Annotated in this window: 17 protein-coding genes; 7 read left to right on the top strand and 10 right to left on the bottom strand. The window is 73.1% G+C overall.

The genetic code is table 11. The features are described 5' to 3' along the window. Window positions 1–2 precede the first annotated feature (2 nt). Window positions 3–893, bottom strand: coding sequence for an FAD binding domain-containing protein (locus OHS17_RS27395; RefSeq protein WP_330314284.1), 891 nt, complete (start codon window positions 891–893; stop codon window positions 3–5). Window positions 894–1,150: 257 nt separating this feature from the next. Here OHS17_RS27395 and OHS17_RS27390 point away from each other — a divergent pair, with 257 nt between their 5' ends. Both OHS17_RS27390 and OHS17_RS27385 read left to right on the top strand, forming a co-directional pair. Continuing rightward, complete coding sequence (locus tag OHS17_RS27390) at window positions 1,151–2,872, top strand: PucR family transcriptional regulator ligand-binding domain-containing protein (protein WP_330314283.1); 1,722 nt, start codon at window positions 1,151–1,153, stop codon at window positions 2,870–2,872. Window positions 2,873–3,047: 175 nt separating this feature from the next. Next, window positions 3,048–3,833, top strand: coding sequence for a hypothetical protein (locus OHS17_RS27385; RefSeq protein WP_330314282.1), 786 nt, complete (start codon window positions 3,048–3,050; stop codon window positions 3,831–3,833). Between the two features lie 45 nt (window positions 3,834–3,878). On the opposite strand, the gene OHS17_RS27380 is transcribed toward OHS17_RS27385, so the two are convergent. Next, entirely contained in the window at window positions 3,879–4,643 is a 765-nt protein-coding gene (locus tag OHS17_RS27380) for a GntR family transcriptional regulator (RefSeq protein WP_330314281.1), read from the bottom strand. Window positions 4,644–4,788: 145 nt separating this feature from the next. Between OHS17_RS27380 and OHS17_RS27375 the strand changes: the two genes are divergently transcribed. Continuing rightward, entirely contained in the window at window positions 4,789–5,637 is an 849-nt protein-coding gene (locus OHS17_RS27375; protein ID WP_330314280.1) for a (2Fe-2S)-binding protein, read from the top strand. A gap of 206 nt (window positions 5,638–5,843) precedes the next feature. Next, window positions 5,844–6,926, top strand: coding sequence for a DUF2637 domain-containing protein (locus OHS17_RS27370; protein WP_018100582.1), 1,083 nt, complete (start codon window positions 5,844–5,846; stop codon window positions 6,924–6,926). Window positions 6,927–6,974: 48 nt separating this feature from the next. Here OHS17_RS27370 and OHS17_RS27365 read toward each other — a convergent pair whose 3' ends face one another. Together OHS17_RS27365 and OHS17_RS27360 are read right to left on the bottom strand one after the other, a co-directional pair. Continuing rightward, on the bottom strand, window positions 6,975–7,340 hold the full coding sequence (locus OHS17_RS27365) for an ATP-binding protein (protein ID WP_330315374.1): 366 nt from the start codon (window positions 7,338–7,340) through the stop codon (window positions 6,975–6,977). A 156-nt stretch (window positions 7,341–7,496) separates the two neighbouring features. Then, window positions 7,497–9,362, bottom strand: coding sequence for a serine/threonine-protein kinase (locus OHS17_RS27360; protein ID WP_330314279.1), 1,866 nt, complete (start codon window positions 9,360–9,362; stop codon window positions 7,497–7,499). Window positions 9,363–9,537: 175 nt separating this feature from the next. Between OHS17_RS27360 and OHS17_RS27355 the strand changes: the two genes are divergently transcribed. From OHS17_RS27355 to OHS17_RS27345, 3 genes are all read left to right on the top strand, one after another. Further along, window positions 9,538–10,128 (top strand): TetR/AcrR family transcriptional regulator, encoded by a 591-nt coding sequence (locus OHS17_RS27355; RefSeq protein ID WP_330314278.1) that lies wholly within the window; start codon window positions 9,538–9,540, stop codon window positions 10,126–10,128. Between the two features lie 150 nt (window positions 10,129–10,278). Continuing rightward, on the top strand, window positions 10,279–10,671 hold the full coding sequence (locus OHS17_RS27350) for a ribonuclease domain-containing protein (protein WP_330314277.1): 393 nt from the start codon (window positions 10,279–10,281) through the stop codon (window positions 10,669–10,671). Window positions 10,672–10,694: 23 nt separating this feature from the next. Continuing rightward, a complete protein-coding gene (locus OHS17_RS27345; protein WP_330314276.1) occupies window positions 10,695–11,084 on the top strand; it encodes a barstar family protein in 390 nt (129 codons plus the stop codon). A 12-nt stretch (window positions 11,085–11,096) separates the two neighbouring features. Here the strand turns inward: OHS17_RS27345 and OHS17_RS27340 are convergent, their stop codons facing one another. The 6 genes from OHS17_RS27340 to OHS17_RS27315 all read right to left on the bottom strand — a co-directional run bounded on the left by OHS17_RS27340 (window position 11,097) and on the right by OHS17_RS27315 (window position 18,173). Continuing rightward, complete coding sequence (locus OHS17_RS27340; RefSeq protein ID WP_330314275.1) at window positions 11,097–13,454, bottom strand: M9 family metallopeptidase; 2,358 nt, start codon at window positions 13,452–13,454, stop codon at window positions 11,097–11,099. A gap of 232 nt (window positions 13,455–13,686) precedes the next feature. After that, window positions 13,687–14,376, bottom strand: coding sequence for a GntR family transcriptional regulator (locus OHS17_RS27335; protein ID WP_330314274.1), 690 nt, complete (start codon window positions 14,374–14,376; stop codon window positions 13,687–13,689). Between the two features lie 69 nt (window positions 14,377–14,445). Then, a complete protein-coding gene (locus OHS17_RS27330) occupies window positions 14,446–15,447 on the bottom strand; it encodes a proline racemase family protein (protein WP_330314273.1) in 1,002 nt (333 codons plus the stop codon). A 14-nt stretch (window positions 15,448–15,461) separates the two neighbouring features. Then, entirely contained in the window at window positions 15,462–16,370 is a 909-nt protein-coding gene (locus OHS17_RS27325) for a dihydrodipicolinate synthase family protein (RefSeq protein ID WP_330314272.1), read from the bottom strand. Between the two features lie 53 nt (window positions 16,371–16,423). Then, entirely contained in the window at window positions 16,424–17,854 is a 1,431-nt protein-coding gene (locus OHS17_RS27320) for an FAD/NAD(P)-dependent oxidoreductase (protein WP_330314271.1), read from the bottom strand. Next, window positions 17,835–18,173: a (2Fe-2S)-binding protein gene (locus OHS17_RS27315; RefSeq protein WP_330314270.1), complete on the bottom strand. Its 339-nt coding sequence runs from the start codon at window positions 18,171–18,173 to the stop codon at window positions 17,835–17,837. Before OHS17_RS27315 ends, OHS17_RS27320 begins: the two co-directional genes overlap by 20 nt. Between the last annotated feature and the right edge of the window lie 29 nt (window positions 18,174–18,202).

Genomic DNA, 18,202 nt, shown 5'->3' with positions numbered 1-18,202 from the left:
GATCAGGCGGCTCCTTCGGTGCTGCGGCCGTTGCCGCGGTATGACTCCCAGGCCCAGCCGAGGGTGCGGCGGGCCATGATCCCGACGGCGTGGCGGCGGTAGCTCGCGGTGCCGCGCACGTCGTCGATCGGGTTGCAGGCGCCCGCGGCGAGGGTGGCGAACTGCTGGGCGACGGACGGGGTGATGATGGTGCGGCTGTCCCAGAACCCGCCCTCCTCCAGCGCGGCGTTCAGGAATGCCTCGGCCTCCTTCGCCCGTACGGGTGTCGGGGCGGCCGATCCGATGCCGGTGCGGACCGTGCGGGTCTCGGGGTGCAGGGCGAGGCCGAAGGCGCAGACGGCGATGACCATCGCGTTGCGGGTGCCGACCTTGGAGTACTGCTGCGGCCCGTCGGCCTTCTTGATGTGCACGGCCCGGATCAGCTCGTCCGGTTCGAGAGCGTTGCGCTTGACGCCGGTGTAGAAGGCGTCGATGGGGATCATCCGGGTGCCGCGTACGGACTCGGCCTCCACCTCGGCGCCCGCCGCGAGGAGGGCGGGGTGGGCGTCACCGGCCGGGGAGGCGGTGCCGAGGTTGCCGCCGACGCCGCCGCGGTTGCGGATCTGCGGGGACGCGACGGTGTGCGAGGCGAGCGCGAGACCGGGCAGCTCGGCCCGCAGGTGCTCCATGATCTGGCTGTACGGGACCGAGGCGCCGAGCCGTACGCTCTCCTGGCCCACCTCCCACTCGGTGAGCTCACCGATGCGGTTGAGGTCCAGGAGGTATTCGGGGCGCCGGTGGTCGAAGTTGATCTCGACCATCACATCGGTGCCCCCGGCGATGGGCACAGCCGTCGGGTGCTCGGCCTTGGCGGCGAGCGCCTCCTCCCAGCTTGCGGGGCGAAGGAAGTCCATGGTGGCTCTCTTCTTCTCAATCGGGTCTTCACGCTGGGCTGGGTGACGGCCGGCCCTCGAACTTGTTCATGTCTTGTTCACGCGGTGTGTGGCCCAGTACACAAGCCCTGCTCCACCTGGTGCAGTCACCGAACCCATGAAGCAGTTGGCTGGTCTCCGCTCATGTCTTGTAGATTCGAACGAATGGCGGGGCTCAACAGCCTCACCGCAACACCCAGACTTCACCCGTACCAACGAAAGAGATCGGCGGCGACCAGATGCGGCTGCGCGCACTGCTGGAGAACGACGCGCTGGGCCTGCGGCTGCTCGGCGGCGACGAGGAGCTGGACCGGTCGGTCCGCGGGGTGATGACGACCGACCTGCGCGACCCGAGCCGCTACCTCACCGGCGGCGAGCTGGTCCTGACCGGTCTGGCCTGGCGCCGGGACGCCGCGGACTCGGAGCCGTTCGTGCGCATCCTGGCGGGTGCCGGGGTGGCCGGTCTCGCGGCGGGCGAGGCGGAGCTCGGCGACATCCCGGACGATCTCGTGGAGGCGTGCCGCCACCACCGGTTGCCGCTGTTCGCGGTCCACGAGACGGTCGCGTTCGCAACGATCACCGAGTACGTGGTGCGCCAGGTGTCCGGCGAGCGGGCGGGCGACCTGGCGGCCGTGGTGGACCGCCACCGAAGGCTGATGACCTCGGGCCCGACCGGCGGCGGCCCCGAGGTGGTCCTCGATCTCCTGGGCTCCGACCTGGACCTCCACGCCTGGGTGCTCTCCCCCACCGGGCGGCAGATCGCGGGCGCGGGCGCCCCGCTGCCCGCCGCCGCCGGGGCCGAGCTGGCCGGGCTGCATCTGGCCGCCGTCCGCTCCGGCCGCCGCGCCCCACACCGGGCGACCCTCGGCGGTACGACGTATTCGCTCTTCCCGATCCGGAACAACGGCCGGGGCGGCGCGGTGCCGCCCGCCCGCGACGTCCGGGAGTCCGTGCTCTCCGACTGGCTGCTCGCCGTGGAGGCCGACGCGAGCGACTGGCCGGCCGCGCGGCTCGACCTGCTCCAGGGCGTCACCCAGCTGATCGCCGTCGAGCGCGACCGGCGCGACGCGGCCCGCACGGTGCGCCGCCGGCTCGCCCAGGAGGTCCTGGAGCTGGTCCAGGCGGGCGCCGCGCCCGCCGAGATCGCCGCCCGGCTGCGCGTGGCGACGCCGGTCCTGCTCCCCGGCCTCGGCACCGCGCCGCACTGGCAGGTCGTGGTGGCCCGGGTCGAGTGGGACGAGGACGGCGCGTCCGAGGTCCGGGGCGGCCCGGTCGCCCAGGCGCTGCTCGAGGAGATCCTGGTCGACCCGGCGGTGACGGGCCCCGATTCGGCGGACCGGATCGCCGTCGCCCACACGGGTGACGAGGCCATCGCCCTGGTGCCGCTGCCCGCCGCCCCGGACCGGCCGGACGGCGAGGCGGCCGAGGGGCCTTCCGACGACAGCGGCACCGAGGGCGAGGACCCCGCCCTGCACGCCGACGCGCTGCTCGCCGCCGTGCGCGCCCCGCTCTCCGCGGGCCTCGGCGACGACGGCCGCCTGACACTCGGTGTCAGCGCCTCCGTGCACTCGGCGGAGGGGCTGCGCGGCGCCCTGGAGGAGGCCCGGCACGCGCGCCGGGTGGCGGCGGCCCGGCCCGGCCGGGTCTGCGCGGCCGGCCACCACGAGCTGGCCTCGCACGTGCTGCTGCTGCCGTTCGTCCCGGACGACGTGCGGCGGGCGTTCACCGCGCGGCTGCTGGACCCGCTGCGCGAGTACGACCGGCGCCACCGCGCGGAGCTCATTCCGACCCTGGAAGCCTTCCTGGACTGCGACGGTTCGTGGACCCGCTGCGCGGCCCGGCTGCACCTGCACGTCAACACGCTGCGCTACCGGGTCGGGCGAATCGAGCAGTTGACGGGGCGTGATCTGGCGCGCCTGGAGGACAAGCTCGATTTCTTCCTGGCCCTGCGGATGAGCTGAAATCCCGGGCCGGGCAAGGGTCCCGGGGGCGTCCGGCCCCGCGTCGCCGATTGTGAAAAGTTTCACCTGACATTGCCTCGACCTCTTGGCCCGGCGTGCCATTCCGTGCTGTGATGCGGCCCATACTCAACAGCTCGACGGCGCGCTCGGGGAGGGCAATGTGGCGCATACCGCCATGTCTGGTTCCGGAACGACAGCAGATGACGATCCTCCGCTCCAGACCGCGGTATGGCGGCTGCGTTCGCGCGGCTGCTGGACGGACGCCGCGGCCCTGCTGGAACACGACGCCGCCACCGACCCGGCCGCGGCCCTCCAGCGGACGGCCCTGCTGACCGAGCGCTGCCTGTACACCGGGCAGGGCTGGACGGACGCCGAGGACGCCCTGCGCACCGCCGAGGCCATGGCCCACGACGACGAGGAGCGCGGCGCGGCGGCCTGCGAGCGCGGCTATCTCGCCTACGCCTCGACCCTGCTCGGGGTGCGGGACCGGGCCGACGAGGCCCGGGTGGCGCTGGGCCGGGCCGCCGCCCTGCTCTCGCCCGCCGCCCAGGGCCGCCCGCTCCTCGACTTCCGGCGCGGCCTGATCGCGCAGAACATCGCGGACTCCCCGCAGGCCGCCCGGGCCGCCTACCGCAGGGCCCACGCGGGTGCCACCGCGCAGGGCGACGCGCTGCTGCTCTCCTCGACCTGGCGCCATCTCGCCCTGATCGCCCTGCGCGAGGGCGAGCTCGCGGAGGCCCGGCACGGCTTCGCGGAGTCCCTGCGGATAAGGGAGGAGCTGGGCTACCTGGTCGGTACGGCCCCGGCGCTCATCGCGCTGGCCGACGCCGAGCCGGAGCCGGAGGCGGCGACCCGGCTGCGCGCCGAGGCGGCCCGCCTCTTCCGGCTGCTGGGCGGCGTCCCGACCTGGCTGGGCCCGCACCTGGACCAGCCCCCGCCGGAGACGATCGAGGCGAACTGAGCGCGGGCACCCAGCCCGTCCCCGTACGCGCGAGGGCTTACGGGGTCAGCCGTCGGCGCCCGCGAAGTGTTCGCGTACGAGCGACTGGACGACCGCCACGTCCTGGGCGATCAGGGCGTCGAGCAGCGCGGTGTGCTCGGAGGCGTCGGCCAGCAGGTCGGCGCGCCGGGTGACCGGGTTGTCCACCAGGGGCCACTGGGAGCGGCGGTGCAGGTCGTCGGCGACCGCGACCAGGCTGTGGTTCCCGGCGAGGGCGAGCACCGCGCTGTGGAAGGCCCGGTCCGCGTCCGCGTAGCTCGCCCGGTCGCCGACGGCCGCGGCGGCCACGGTGGCGTCGGCCAGCGGGCGCAGCGCGCACCAGCGGGCGGGCGGGACGGTGCGGGCGAGCCGCAGCATGACGGGGACCTCGATCAGGGCGCGGACCTCGGCCAGCTCCGCCAGCTCGCGCGGTCCGCGTTCGGCGACCCGGAAGCCCCGGTTGGGCACGACCTCCACGGCCCCCTCGGTGGCCAGCCGCTGCATCGCCTCGCGCACCGGGGTCGCGGAGACGCCGAAGCGGGCGCCGAGCACGGGGGCCGAGTAGACCTGGCCGGGGACGAGCTCGCCGTCGACCAGGGCGGCGCGCAGGGCCTCCAGGATCTGGCCGCGCACGGAGTGCCGCCGCACCTGGGCGCGGGGGGCCTCGTGCGGGTCCTCCCCGTGGGTGTGCTCGCCGCGGGCCTGCTCGGGCACCCGGATGGCCGAGGCGGGCACAGCCGCGCCTCCGGCGTACGGGGGACGCACCTCCTCGCGCGCTCCGCCCTGCTCCACGGGCACCTCCTCGGCCGGTCGCGGGCGCTCTCGCGCGTCGGACGCCCTGAGTGCACGATAGGCGCAAGGGCCCCCAGTTCAAACATCGATCCGGCAGGGTAAGGTAAGGCTTACCTGCTGACGATCGCGAATCGGTGGTCCCCGTATGACCATGCCCGCCCTGCTCCCCGCAGTGACGGCCTCGCCCGTGGCCGACGCCTACGCGCGCCTGACCGAGGTCTTCCCCGGGGTGCGCGCCGAGATCCTCGCCGAGGGCGAGAGCGCCCCCGGCGGCCCCGGCTGGGTGGGTGCGCACGAGCTGGCGGCCGGCGGTGAGGCGCTGGACGCGTTCCTCGCCTTCGACGCCGAGCAGGTGCGCCGGGACTACGGCCAGGAGGGCCGGCCCGATGTGATCGCCAGCTTCGGACTGCACCGGTACGCGTGGCCGGCCTGCCTGCTGGTGACGGTGCCGTGGTTCCTGCACCGCCGGGTACCCCGGGTCCCGGTCGAGGACGTCTCCTTCCAGCGGGCGCTGGGCCATCTGACGCTGCGGGTGCGGGAGTTCGCCTGCCTGCCCGACGACCCGGCGGCCGGGCTGCCGGGGGCCCGGGTGGTGCCCGACAAGGCGGCGCTGCGGGCCGAGGTGCTGGACGCGGTGGCCGAACACCTGGGCCCGGTCCTGGACGGCTTCCGGCCGCGGATGCGGCGCGGCAAGCGAGCCCTGTGGGGGATGGCGACCGACGAGATCGTCGAGGGCCTCTGGTACGTCGCCCATCTGCTGGGCGAGGAGCGGCGCGCCATGACGGAGCTGGAGGCGCTGCTCCCGGGCACCACCAAGCCGTACGTCGGCACCGCGGGCTTCCGCGAGCTGACCGGGCCGAACGGGGAGTCGCTGCCGACCCGGGACCGGGCGAGCTGCTGCCTGTTCTACACGCTGCGCCCCGAGGACACCTGCGTCACGTGCCCGCGTACGTGCGACGAGGAACGCGTCCGCAAACTGACGCCCGCGCCCTGATCCACTCCGCCGGCTTCACTCCGCCCGGACGGGTGGCAGGTATTCGAACATCATGCGCAAACCGCTGAAGGGCGTTCGACCAGAACGTCCATATCGGCGGCCTCCTGCACCCCTTTGGCGTTCTCTTGCCCCGAAACCGCCTGGCCGTGACGGGATTTCCGCCACGATGGCGCCCGAAACGCCCTACGTGACGCAAGGGACCGCGCATGAGACTGACCGACATATCGCTTGACTGGCTGCTTCCGGGCGCCGTGCTGCTCGTGGGGGTCATGGCGGCGGTGGCGGTGGTCGCGCGCGGAAGGCGCGCCTCTGACACAGCAGCCTCGGCGGACGACAGCTGGGAACGCAGCGAGGAGCGGCGCAGACGCAAGGAAGCGCTGTACGCCACCGCTTCGTACGTGCTGCTGTTCTGCTGCGCGGCGGTCGCCGCCGCACTCTCCTTCCACGGGCTCGTCGGCTTCGGCGAGCAGAACCTCGGCCTTTCCGACGGCTGGGAGTATCTGGTGCCCTTCGGCCTGGACGGGGCGGCGATGTTCTGCTCGGTCCTGGCCGTACGGGAGGCCAGCCACGGGGACGCGGCGCTCGGCTCGCGCCTCCTGGTGTGGACCTTCGCCGGTGCCGCCGCCTGGTTCAACTGGGTGCACGCGCCGCGCGGTATCAACCACGCGGGTGCCCCGCACTTCTTCGCGGGCATGTCGCTCTCGGCCGCCGTGCTGTTCGACCGCGCGCTGAAGCAGACCCGCCGTGCCGCGCTGCGCGAGCAGGGCCTCGTGCCCCGCCCGCTGCCGCAGATCCGGATCGTGCGCTGGCTGCGCGCGCCCCGGGAGACCTTCGGCGCCTGGTCGCTGATGCTCCTCGAAGGCGTACGCACGCTGGACGAGGCGGTGGACGAGGTACGCGAGGACCGCAGGGAGAAGGAGCAGAACCGTCTCCGCAGAAAGGACCAGGAGAAGCTGGACCGGGCGCACATCAAGGCCCTGAACCGGCAGAACCGGGCCTGGGGACGGCTCGGACGGGGTGGCTCCCCGGTCGAGGTGGCCGCCCTGGCACCGGCGACGGGCTCCGCGCAGTCCGTCGCGGAGCCCGCCATATCCGAGCCGGGTCAGCTGCCCCTGCGACCCCGGCCATCCCTGCAAGCCGTGAACCACTCGAACTCGGCAAGCGTCCCTGAACTGGGCGCGAGCGAGTCGGCCGCGGTCGATCCCGTCGCCGACGACGACACCCAGGCCCTGCCCCGGCTCGATTCGCTGGAGCAGAAACTCAAGGACCTGGAGCAGCAGTTCGGCTGAGGCGGAACAGCGATGCGAGGAAACGGCCCTGCCGGTCCGGAAGGACCGTCAGGGCCGTTCGCCGTCCAGCTCGAACCACACCACCTTGCCCAGCGAGCGGGGGCTGACCCCCCAGGAGTCGGCCAGGCTCTCCACCAGGATCAGCCCCCGGCCGTGCGTACCGTCGTCGGCGGGCGGTACCTGCGGCTCGGGGTCCATTCCGGGGACGAAGTCCCGCACCTCCACGCGCAGGCGGCGGGGTGCGACGCTCACGGCGACGACCGCGCCGTCGTCCGTGTGCACCAGGGCGTTGGTCACCAGCTCGCTGAGCAGCAGTTCGGCGACCTGCGCCGGTTCTTCCTTCCAGCGGTAGCGCAGTAACTCCCGCACCGCGCCCCGGACTTCCCCCACGGCTGCCAGGTCGGCCCGGTCCACCCTGCGATGCATCCGGGCCTCTTCGTGACGCTCCATCGTTTCCCCCGCCCACACGGCCATTCGCCCCCTGTCTCGAAGGTGCTCACGCAATGCATGCCCCGCCTACCGGCTGTCACGCTTGCGGAGCCCTTCGGACCGGAGGGAATCGTGCGGGGCTCAGGCCCGCTTGTAGTAGTACTGGAACCCGCTGACATCGTGCTGGATGCCGCTGCCGCTGGTGACGAAGGAGGACGGGGCGGTCTCGTTGTAGCAATAGCCAGGGTTGGGTCCGACCAGCTTGGAGGCGCTGATGTTGATCCGGCCGCTGCTGCTTGAGGTCACCTTGGCCTCGTACGGGCAGCTCGCGTACACGTAGTCGGTCAGGGTCACGACGCCCGACTTGGTGATCTTGATGGTGCCGGGCTGGTTCGTGTTGTACACCTCTCCGAACTTCCAGGTGCCGACGAACGACGCCGGCACCGCGCTGCCGCCCCCGCCCGAGCCGCCGGTGGAGGAGCCGCCCGAGGTGCTGGTCGAGCCACCGCCGCCGGACGTGCTCGTGGAAGAGCCGCCGGTGCTGCTGCCGCCCGAGCTGCCGCCGCTCGTCGTGGTGGAGGACGAACCGCCACCGCCCGTGGAGGATGAACCGCCAGAGGACGAACCGCTTCCCGTGGAGCCCGAGCTGCCCGTGTTCCGGCCGTCCTTGCCCGGCTGCCCGTCCTTGCCGTCCTTCCCGTCCTTGCCGGTGTCCGCCTTCTTCCTTTTGCTGGGCGCCGCCTTCGGGCTCTTGCTGCCCGTCGGGGACGCGCTGCCGGCCACCGAGGGTCCCGGGTCGGCGGTCGGGCCGGTGGAGGTGACGGCCGGGGGCGCCGCGTGCGCGTCGCCGCCCTCGTGGCTGAACGGCTGGAGCATGACCAGCGTGCCGCCCCCGCCGCCGAGGACGACCACCAGCGGCACGGTGACCAGCCAGGGGCGGCGGCGCTTCGGCTTCTCCTTCTCCGCCGTCTTCGGGCCCTCCACCACCGCCGCCGCCACCTCGGGCGCCGACCGGAGGTCGACCGTCGGCCGGTCCCCCTCCTGCCGCAGCGGCTCCGCCTCCGCGTCGAGCAACTGCGCCGACTGGCGGGCCAGATGGCTCACGACGGCGGCCGGCAGCCAGGAGGAGGCGACCGGACCGGCCTCGCGCCCCGGCTCGGCCAGCAGCTCGTCCACGGAGGGCCGTTCCTCGATCGGCTTGACCAGCAGCCGGGCGATCAGCGCCTTGAGATCCGCGTCCCGGACCCGTTCGAGCTCGGGCTCGGCCTCCGCGATCCGGTACATGATCGCGTGCTGGTTGCTCGCCCCGTGCCCGAAGGGGAGCGTCCCGGTGGCCGCGTACGTCAGGACGCAGCCGAGGGTGAAGACGTCGCTCTTCGGTACCGCGCTCTCCCCCTGCACCTGCTCCGGGGCCATGAAACCGGGCGTGCCGATCATCATGTTGGTGCTGGTGAGCAGGGACTCGACGGCGGTCCCGATGGCGCGGGCGATCCCGAAGTCGATGACCTTGGGCCCCTCCATCGTGAGCATCACGTTGGACGGCTTGAGGTCGCGGTGGACGATGCCTGCCGCGTGGATGTCCTTCAGCGCGTGCAGCAGCCCCGTGGCGAGCGCCTGCACCGAGGCGGCGGGCAGCGCGCCGTGGCCCCGCACGACCTGTTCCAGGGAGAGCCCGGGCACGTAGCCCGTGGCCACCCAGGGGAATTCGGCGTCCGGGGCCGCGTCCAGGACGGGCGCGGTCCAGCGCTCTCCGACGCGCCGTGCCGCCTCGACCTCGCGCCGGAAGCGGCCCCGGAACTGCGGGTCCGCGACGTGCTCCGCGTGCACCACCTTGACCGCGACCGTGCGGCCGCCGTCGGAGCGGGCCAGGTAGACCCGGCCCATGCCGCCCGCGCCGAGCCGGCCCAGCAGCAGATAGGGCCCGACGCGCGCCGGGTCCGTCGGTGTCAGCGGTTTGATGCCTCCATCGAGGTAGTCCTCGTGGTCCGCGTGGTCGTCGTTGTTCACGCCGGTCTCCTGAAATCCCCGTCTACGGCCGCGACTTGGCGCGACAAACGTTCAGTGTGAAGCAAAGCGGGCCCGGATTGGAACAACTTCTGGAAACAATTCCAGAATATTCTTCTACGCTGCCCCTCGGGGGCATCATGAGGAGCCAGAGATTCCGGAAGCGGGGGCCGAAGCGATGAGTCCGAAGCAGCAACGCGGGGAGGCCACGGCCGCCCAGGTGCTCGACACCGCCCTGGAGCTGTACGCGGACCAGGGCGAGGCCGGCCTTACGCTGAACGCGATCACCTCGGCCAGCGGCGTGAGCGCGGGCAGCATCTACCACCACTTCGGCAGCCTTCAGGGCGTGGTCCTCGCTCTCGCGCAGTCCTGGCTGGGCCGCCTCCTCGGCGAGGTGGTCGGGGCGTTGCAGCAGGTCACGGACGCGCGCGGCGGGGTGCGGGCGCTGACGGAGACGTACCTCCGCTTCATCCAGGAACATCCGGACGCGGCCCGGCTGATGCACTCGGTCACCGTCGACCGCGAGGCCATCACCAACGCGCGCCAGCTCCGGGGCGCCCAGGAGGCCCGGATCGCCCCGCTCGCCGCCTGGCTCCACGCCCACCAGGAGTCGGGCGAGCTGGTCGCCCTGCCGATCCCGGTCCTGGAGTCGCTGATCCTGGGGCCGGTGACGAGCATCGCGCGGCGCTGGCTCGCGGTGGGCGACATCGACATCGAGGAAGCCATCCGCACGGTCCCGTATCACATCTGGCGCTCCGTCAGCCCATGACGGGACGACGGACTGGCGTTCGAGCGCCGCACGGCCGTGGCACTCCGGCGACCCCCGGGACGTGATGTGTTCCCTCTCCACGGTTAACTCTCGAAGAATTCACCTGAGTTGGCGTTGACGGGCCGCTGTCTACGCGCGTCATCATGGAGCATGCGAATCCCCCCACGGATCACCACGCTCGGCGGCGCCGCCGCCCTCCTGTCCGCCCTCCTCGTCGGCGGCCCGGTCACCGCGACCGCCTCGGCGACGACCGCATCGGTCGGCAGCGTCTGTTACTCGGACCTGCCGTCCCAGGCCCACGACACCCTGGATCTCATCGACTCCGGCGGCCCGTTCCCGTACGACCAGGACGGCACCGTCTTCCAGAACCGCGAGGGCGTGCTGCCGTCGCAGAGCACCGGCTACTACCACGAGTACACCGTCATCACCCCTGGCTCCTCGACGCGTGGCGCGCGGCGCATCGTCACCGGTGAGGAGATCCAGGAGGACTACTACACCGCGGACCACTACGAGACGTTCGACCTGGTGGACCACGGCTGCTGACCCCGCACCCATAGGGTCGTCCCATGACCGTGACGTATGTGATCGAGGGTTCCTGGATCACCGGCCTGGACAGCTTCTGGACCGTGGTCGGTGAGGCGGTGAACGGGCCGGGTGGCTACTTCGGCCGTAATCTCGACGCCTTCGCGGACTGTCTGGGCGGCGGCATGGGCGCGCCGGACGACGGTGACTTCGTCTTCGAGTGGCGCGAACACGCTGTGTCCGCCCGGGCGTTGGGACATGCCGAGACGGCCCGCCATCTGGACCGGCTGGCCGCCCGCGCCCATGAGAGCAACCGGAGCCGCCTGCGCGAGGAGTGTGCGCAGGCGGCTGCGGGGCGCGGTCCGACCCTGTTCGACCGGCTGGTGGAGATCATCCGGGACCGGGCGGGGCCGGACGCGCTGCGGTTGCTCTGAGGGCGTGCCGGGTCAGTAGCGCGTCGCGACGCTCACCTGCCCGAAGTCCTGCACCCCGTACAGGCTGATGTAGTGCACCCCGGCGGCCGGGTGGTCGACGGTGAGGGTGTGCACGTTGCCGCTGCCGGTGGCCCTGGCGGTGTACGAGCCGGTGGTCGCCCAGCCGGTGGAGCTGTAGTAGAGGTCGGCGTCGCCCGTGCCGCCGCTGGTGGTGATGGTCAGCCGGTCGGTCCCGGCCGGTATGGAGAGGTACAGGTAGGCGTAGTTGCCCCGGGTGGCGTGCTGGCTCTCGCGGGCGCAGTTCTGGCCCAGTTCGCGGGTGTCGCTGCCGGTGCACGGGGTGGTGGGCTCGGTCGGCGGGTTGGTGGTGGTGCCGCAGCTCCCGGACGCGCAGGCCGTGAGCCAGGTCGCCCAGTCGGCGTCGTAACGGGTGCCGATGGTGGAGGTGAGCAGGGTGCGGGCGCCGTTCCAGTCACCGGCGCGGTAGAGGCCGAGGAGCTTGTCCATGTCGGAGCGGTGCGACTGGAGCATGTAACGGACGGCCAGGTAGCCCCAGTTGTAGACGCGGGTCTGGTCGGCGTTCTCGTAGGTGGTGTCGAAGAGGGTGCGCAGGGTGTAGGTGTGCGCGCCCGCCTGGGTGAGGGCGTCGTCGTAGGTGACGTCGCGGTACGAGTAGGAGACGTACTCCGCGAAGCCCTCGATCCACCAGACGGTCGGGGTGGTGACACCGGCGTCGAAGTCGCCCGCCATGTCGAACCGGCCGTCGAGGTAGTGGGTGTACTCGTGGTTGAGGTTCCAGATCTGGAAGTCGGGCCGGACCCACTCGGCCTCGTAGGCGATGAACCTCGGCTGGTTGCCGGCCGCCGACGGGTCGCCCTCCAGGTACATCCCGCCGTTGTTGGTGTCGATGCCGTAGATGGCTCCGGCGTAGGTCTGGTAGTCGGTGCTGGAGTCGAAGACGACGACCTCGATGGTGGTGTTGCGGTCCCCGGCGACGGGGCCGTTGTCCCGGGCCACCTGGTGGAAGTAGGCGTCCTGGCCGCGCAGGCTGGTGCACGCCTTGGTGAGGTCGTCCGAGGACATCTGCTGGGCGAGGATGCGGATGCTGTCGCTGCAGGTGTACGAGGTGGGCAGGACGGCGCTCTTGAGGCGTGCGGCCAGGTCGCAGGTGCCGTACGCGGAGCAGTTCGCGTTGTCGTAGTAGTCGGCCATCTCGGCAAGCCCGACCCAGAGCGGCGCGGTGGGCCCGGTGATCGAGGAGCGGCCGAGGAGGTCGATGACCAGCGGCTTCGCCGTGGGCCTGAGCGTGTCCTCCTGGAGGAAGCGGGCCAGCTCGCGGCCCGCGTTGGAGGCCAGGTAGGACTGGTCGGTGCCCAGCAGGTCCAGGTGGTCGCGGGCGAATCCGGCGAGCGCGTCGAGCAGGCTCGGATCGGCCGCGACGGCGCTGACGAACGCGGGCAGCTGGTGGCCCCGGAAGGTCACGGTGTAGACGTTGTTGACCGCGTTGAGCATGTACCAGGAGCTGTTGTACGAGGCGTCGTAGCCCGCAAGCAGCCGCTTCAGGACGTCCAGGTAGCGGGCGTTCTGCTCGGCGCTGTCGATGAGGACGACGGCCTCGGCCAGGGTCTCGCCGTTGGCGTCGGTGACATCGCGGGAGTGCGCGGAGGCGAAGAAGGCGTCCAGGCCGCCCTGGATGGCGGTGCGCAGGGCGGTGCCGTACGAGCCGACCGTACCGGGGTCGTAGTACTGCACGTAGTACCCGGCCCGCAGGTAGAGCACCAGTTGGGGCATGCCGGTGCTGCTGTCGCCGGGGTAGGCGGCCGAGCCGTCGCGCAGGGCGTTCGCCACGGTGACCATCTGGGCCTCGCGGAAGGCGAAGTAGCCGTCGTTGCCCTTGACGGAGAAGAGGGTGTTGACGCAGTCGGTGGTGGACGCCTTGATCTGCTGGACGAGGGCGCTGCCGGTGCGGCTGGTGAAGTCGGCGACGGAGCAGGCGGCCGCCCGGGCCAGGGACTTCGCCTTCATGGAGGGGGCCGGGTGGCTCGGTTCGGTGGCGCGCGGGTCGTCGTAGTCGCGTCGCAGCGCGTCCTTGGAGGCGCTGACCGGGGCCCGCTCGGCGGGGCTGCCGGCCGTCTCGCCCAGGTGGGCCGGGTCCTGGGCGGGGGCGGTGGCGGCCTGCGCGGTGGGGCCGCCCGGCTCGGGCGACGCCTCGCCGGTCGTCCGGTGCGCGGTGGCGCTCGCGGCGGCCGGGGCGGTGGGCCGGGGCTCGGCGGCCGGGGCGGGTGCGGCGAGCATGCCGATGCCCAGGCAGGCCGCCAAAGCCGCGGTGGTGAGTCCGGTGACTCTCTGTCGGACCGTTCGTTTCTTCACGTGCCGCCTCCCAGCGGGGTGATGACCGCGCGCCGTCGCGCGGCCGTGGGGGATGGCGCGCGGGTGAGGCCGGACGGGGACGGCGGGCGACCGGAACGGTCAGCGAAGTGACATGGACACGACCTCAAGCGCGACCGTCAGTACAATGGCACATGTCACATGTCTTTAGGAAGCGGCCGTGACCACATTCGTCGGCACGTCAACGCCCTTGCCTACGGGGGAGCTTGAGGCGTTACGCCTGGCTCGCCGGTTCACTCCGGCGTCCGCCCGCCCACAGCGAGCGGACGTGCGACATGTGGCCGAGCATGCAGGCCTCGGCGCCCTCGGCGTCCCCCGCGACCACCAGGTCGAGCAGCTCGATGTGCTCCTCGGCCGAGGCGGCCAGCTGCCCGGACTCGGAGAGCCGGTTCAGCCCGAAGAGCCGGGAGCGCTTGCGGAGTTCGCCGACCTCCTCGACCAGACGCCGGTTGCCGGCCAGTCCCAGCAGGGCGAGGTGGAAGCGCCGGTCCGCCTCCAGGTAGCCCAGGATGTCGTGCCGGCGGGCGGCCTCGACGATCTCCTCGGCGACGGGCCGCAACGCCTCCAGCTCGGCCGTCAGGCCCATGCGCGCGATCCTGCCGACCGTGGGGACCTCGATCATCGCGCGCAGCTCGGTGTAGTCGTCCAGGTCCTGGTCGGTCAGTTCGGTGATCCGGAAGCCCTTGTTGCGGACGGCCTCGACCTGGCCCTCGCGGACCAGGTCGAGCATCGCCTCACGTACAGGGGTGGCGGAGACACCGAACTGGGCGGCCAGCGTCGGCGCCGAGTAGACCGTGCCGGGCCGCAGTTCGCCGGAGACGAGGGCCGCCCGCAGCGCGTGCGCCACCTGGTCGCGCAGGTGCTCCTGCGCCGAGATGGCGTTGAGCGAGCTCAGGCGGGCCATGTCTGTTCCTCCAGCACCGTACGGAGGGCCAGAATACAATGTGACGTTGAACCCGGACCCGGCGCGGGCTCACAGCAGGAAGCCCTCCGGGAAGGGGTCGTCCGGGTCCAGAAAGTACCGCGCGGTCCCGGTGATCCAGGCCCTCCCCGTGACCGTCGGCACGACGGCGGGCAGCGCGCCCACCGTGGTCTCGCCGACCAGCCGTCCGGTGAACCGGGTGCCGATGAAGGACTCGTTCACGAAGTCCCGGTCCAGCGGGAGTTCGCCCCGCGCGTGCAGCTGGGCCATGCGCGCGGAGGTACCCGTGCCGCAGGGCGAGCGGTCGAACCAGCCGGGGTGGATGGCCATCGCGTGCCGCGAGTGCGCCGCGTCGGAGCCGGGCGCGATCAGCTGGACGTGCTTGAGCCCGTGGATGGCCGGGTCCACCGGGTGGACCGGCCGGTCGGCCGCGTTGACCGCCTCCATCAACGCCAGCCCGGCTGCCAGCAGTTCGTCCTTCCGCGCCCGGTCGAACGGCAGCCCCAGGTCCGCCAGCCGCACCATCGCGTAGAAGTTGCCGCCGTAGGCGAGGTCGTACGGCACCTCACCGAACCCGGGCACCTTCGCGGTGAGGCCGAGCCCGGCGCTGAAGGCGGGCACATTGGTGAGGGTGACGGAGGTGGCAGCCCCGCCCTCGACGCGTACGTCCACGGTGACGAGCCCGGCGGGGGTGTCCAGCCGTACGGTGGTGACCGGTTCGGTGACCGCGACCATACCGGTCTCCACCAGCACGGTCGCCACCCCGATCGTGCCGTGCCCGCACATCGGCAGGCAGCCGGAGACCTCCATGAACAGCACCCCGAAGTCGGCGTCGGGCCGGGTCGGCGGCTGGAGGACGGCCCCGCTCATCGCGGAGTGGCCGCGTGGCTCGTACATCAGCAGGGTGCGCACCGCGTCCCGGTGCGCCATGAAGTACGCGCGGCGCTCGGCCATGGTGGCGCCGGGGAGCGTGCCGATCCCGCCGGTGATCACACGGGTGGGCATGCCCTCGGTGTGCGAGTCGACGGCGTGGAAGACGTGGCGGCTGCGCATCGTCCCTCCCCCTCTCAGTCCAGGCCCTCGGCGAGCGCCTTCTCCGTCGCGGCGCGTACGGCGGCCAGCGCGTCGGCGTCGAGCGGCAGGCGGGGCGGCCGGGTGGGCCCGCCGTGCCGGCCGACGATGTCCATGGACGCCTTGATGGCCTGGACGAACTCCGGCTTGGAGTCCCATCGCAGCAGCGGGTGCAGCCGCCGGTAGAGGGGCAGGGCGCGCTCCAGGTCCCCGGTAACGGCCGACCGGTACAGCGCGACGCAGCTGCCCGGAAGCATGTTGGGGCAGCCGGCGATCCAGCCGACGGCTCCGGCCAGCGCGAGTTCGAGCAGCACGTCGTCGGCGCCGACGAGCAGATCGAGGCCGGGCGCCTCCTCCGCGATCTCGTACGCCCTGCGGACATCGCCGCTGAACTCCTTGACCGCGACGACCGACCCCTCCGCGTGGAGCTGCCCGAGCAGCCGGGGTGTCAGGTCCACCTTGGTGTCGTACGGGTTGTTGTACGCGACGACGGGCAGCCCGGCCGCCGCCACCTCGGCGTAGTGCGCGCGGACGGCCGCGTCCTCGCACGGGTAGCCGTTGGGCGGCAGCAGCAGCACGGAGCCGGCCCCGGCCTCGGCGGCCTCCTCGGCGCGGCGCCGGGACTGCGCGCTGTCGTACGAGGAGACCCCGGGCATCACCCTGCCCCCGTCCCCGGCCGCCTCGACGGCGACCCGCACGACCTCCCGGCGTTCCCGGTCGCTCAGGGTCTGGTACTCCCCCAGCGATCCGTTGGGCACCACACCGTCGCACCCCGCGTCGATGAGATCGCGGACGTGTGCGGCGTACGCGTCGAAGTCGACGGACCGGTCCTCGCGCAGGGTGAGCGGCGTGGCGACCATGACACCCCGCCAGGGGGCACCGGTGCGGCTGGGCTCGGAGGTCATACGGGCTCCTTCGGGGTGGGTGTACGGGGCTGGGGCGGATCGGGTGCGCGGGGTCACTCGCCCTCGTCGCGGGCGGCGCGGGCGAGTGCGGCGAGCGGGACCGGGCAGGCCAGGGGGCGCCGGTCGGGAGGCGCGTCGGTGTCGGGCGGGGCGGTCAGGGCCCGGACGGCGAAGCCGCAGGTGCGGCCCTGGCACCAGCCCATACCGGCTCGGGTGAGCAGCTTGGCGGTGCGGGTGTCGCCCGCGCCCAGCTCGGCGACGGCGGTCCGGACCGCGCCGACGGTGACCTCCTCGCACCGGCAGACCTCGGTGTCCGGGTCGAGCCACCCGGTCCACGCGGGCCCCGGCCGGTGCACGGTTCCCATCAGCCCGGCGAATCCGCGCATCCGGCGCCGACGGCGGCGCAGCGTCCCCGCGCGGGCCGGGACCCGGCCGCCCCGCGCGTCGGCGATCACCGACAGGGCGGCCAGCTCCCCTTCGGACAGGGCCAGTTGGACCCCGCCGACGCCCCCGGTCTCGCCGACGGCCCAGACTCCGGGGACGGTGGTACGCAGCCGCGCGTCCACCTCCAGGACCGCCGAGCCGTCCGTGCCGGTGCGGGTGGCGCAGCCGAGGCCGAGGGCGAGGTCCAGTTGCGGGACGAGGCCGTGGCCGACGGCGAGCGCGTCGCAGTCGATGCGCCGGCCGGTCCCCGGCACGGGGCGCCAGGCGCGGTCGATCCGGCTGACCGTGACCCCTTCCACCCGTTCGGTGCCGTGGACGGCGGTGACGGCCCGGTGCGTGAGCATCCGCACCCCGTACCGGGCGAGGCCCGCCCGGTGGCGGACGCCCTCCGCGAGTCGGCCGGGGTTCGCGGCCAGGGTCAGGGGTGCGCGGGCGTACGCCCCGTACCCGGCGGCCTCCACGAGTGCGGGCACCCGGGCCCCGGCCCGGGCCAGGGAGAGGGCGACGGCCTGAAGCAGCGGACCGCTCCCGGCGACGACGACGCGCCGCCCGGGCAGCACGAGCCCCGATTTGAGCATGGCCTGCGCCCCGGCCGCGCCGACCACGCCGGGCAGGGTCCAGCCGGGGAAGGGGAGTTGGCGCTCGACGGCACCGGTCGCGATCACGAGGCGGCGGGCGCGCGGGGCGGCCCCGTCACCGCCGTCCGGGCCGGTGAGCGCGTGCAGGGTCCAGTCCTCGCCGGTCCGTGTCACCGCCCAGACCTGGTGGCCGGTGAGGTGGCGCACCCGACCGGTGGCGCGGTGCCGGTCGAGGCGGGCGGTGAGCGCGGTGAACGTGCCCCAGCCGTGGTGCAGGGCCTCCGGGCGGCCGGCGCCGAGACCGGGGGCGGGTGCGCGGTAGTACTGGCCGCCGGGGGCGTCGGCCGCGTCGATCAGCAGCACGTCGAGCCCGGCGTCGGCGGCGGTGACGGCGGCGGCGAGCCCGGCCGGCCCCGCGCCCACCACGGCGACCTCGGCACGGTCAGGGTCGGGGTGCGGCATGTCCGTTGCCTTCCTGGGTGGTGACGGCGTCGCCGGGCCGGGCGGGCAGCAGGCAGGCCCGCAGGTTGGGGCGACCGTTGACCGTGGCCAGGCACTCGAAGCAGGAGCCGATCCCGCAGAAGGCGCCCCTGGGACGCCCGTTGACCCGGGTGGTCCGCCAGCTGAGGACGGAGGCGGCCCACAGCGCGGCCGCGACGCTCTGCCCGGGCAGGGCGGGCACCGGGCGCCCGTCGAAGGTGATGTCGAACGCGGGCCCGGGTGCGGCCCCGGCAAGCCCGGACGGGGTGCGGGCGGGGTCACGTCGGCGTGCTCGTCTCACCGGGGCTCCTGTCTCGTGGATCGGGCGGT

The organism is Streptomyces sp. NBC_00523, from assembly GCF_036346615.1.
In the GTDB taxonomy this organism is placed as follows: Bacteria; Actinomycetota; Actinomycetes; order Streptomycetales; family Streptomycetaceae; genus Streptomyces.
The sequence above is the reverse complement of the archived record's forward strand: the minus strand, read 5'-3'. Positions and strand labels throughout refer to the sequence as shown.

Bases quoted from the DNA above. Each gene is read 5' to 3' on its own strand.
- OHS17_RS27370 (WP_018100582.1), top strand. From the start codon at position 5,844: ATGAGACTGACCGACATATCGCTTGACTGGCTGCTTCCGGGCGCCGTG.
- OHS17_RS27375 (WP_330314280.1), top strand. From the start codon at position 4,789: ATGACCATGCCCGCCCTGCTCCCCGCAGTGACGGCCTCGCCCGTGGCC.
- OHS17_RS27395 (WP_330314284.1), bottom strand. From the start codon at position 893: ATGGACTTCCTTCGCCCCGCAAGCTGGGAGGAGGCGCTCGCCGCCAAG.
- OHS17_RS27330 (WP_330314273.1), bottom strand. From the start codon at position 15,447: ATGCGCAGCCGCCACGTCTTCCACGCCGTCGACTCGCACACCGAGGGC.
- OHS17_RS27345 (WP_330314276.1), top strand. From the start codon at position 10,695: ATGACCGTGACGTATGTGATCGAGGGTTCCTGGATCACCGGCCTGGAC.
- OHS17_RS27320 (WP_330314271.1), bottom strand. From the start codon at position 17,854: ATGCCGCACCCCGACCCTGACCGTGCCGAGGTCGCCGTGGTGGGCGCG.
- OHS17_RS27385 (WP_330314282.1), top strand. From the start codon at position 3,048: ATGTCTGGTTCCGGAACGACAGCAGATGACGATCCTCCGCTCCAGACC.
- OHS17_RS27355 (WP_330314278.1), top strand. From the start codon at position 9,538: ATGAGTCCGAAGCAGCAACGCGGGGAGGCCACGGCCGCCCAGGTGCTC.
- OHS17_RS27350 (WP_330314277.1), top strand. From the start codon at position 10,279: ATGCGAATCCCCCCACGGATCACCACGCTCGGCGGCGCCGCCGCCCTC.
- OHS17_RS27335 (WP_330314274.1), bottom strand. From the start codon at position 14,376: ATGGCCCGCCTGAGCTCGCTCAACGCCATCTCGGCGCAGGAGCACCTG.
- OHS17_RS27325 (WP_330314272.1), bottom strand. From the start codon at position 16,370: ATGACCTCCGAGCCCAGCCGCACCGGTGCCCCCTGGCGGGGTGTCATG.
- OHS17_RS27390 (WP_330314283.1), top strand. From the start codon at position 1,151: ATGCGGCTGCGCGCACTGCTGGAGAACGACGCGCTGGGCCTGCGGCTG.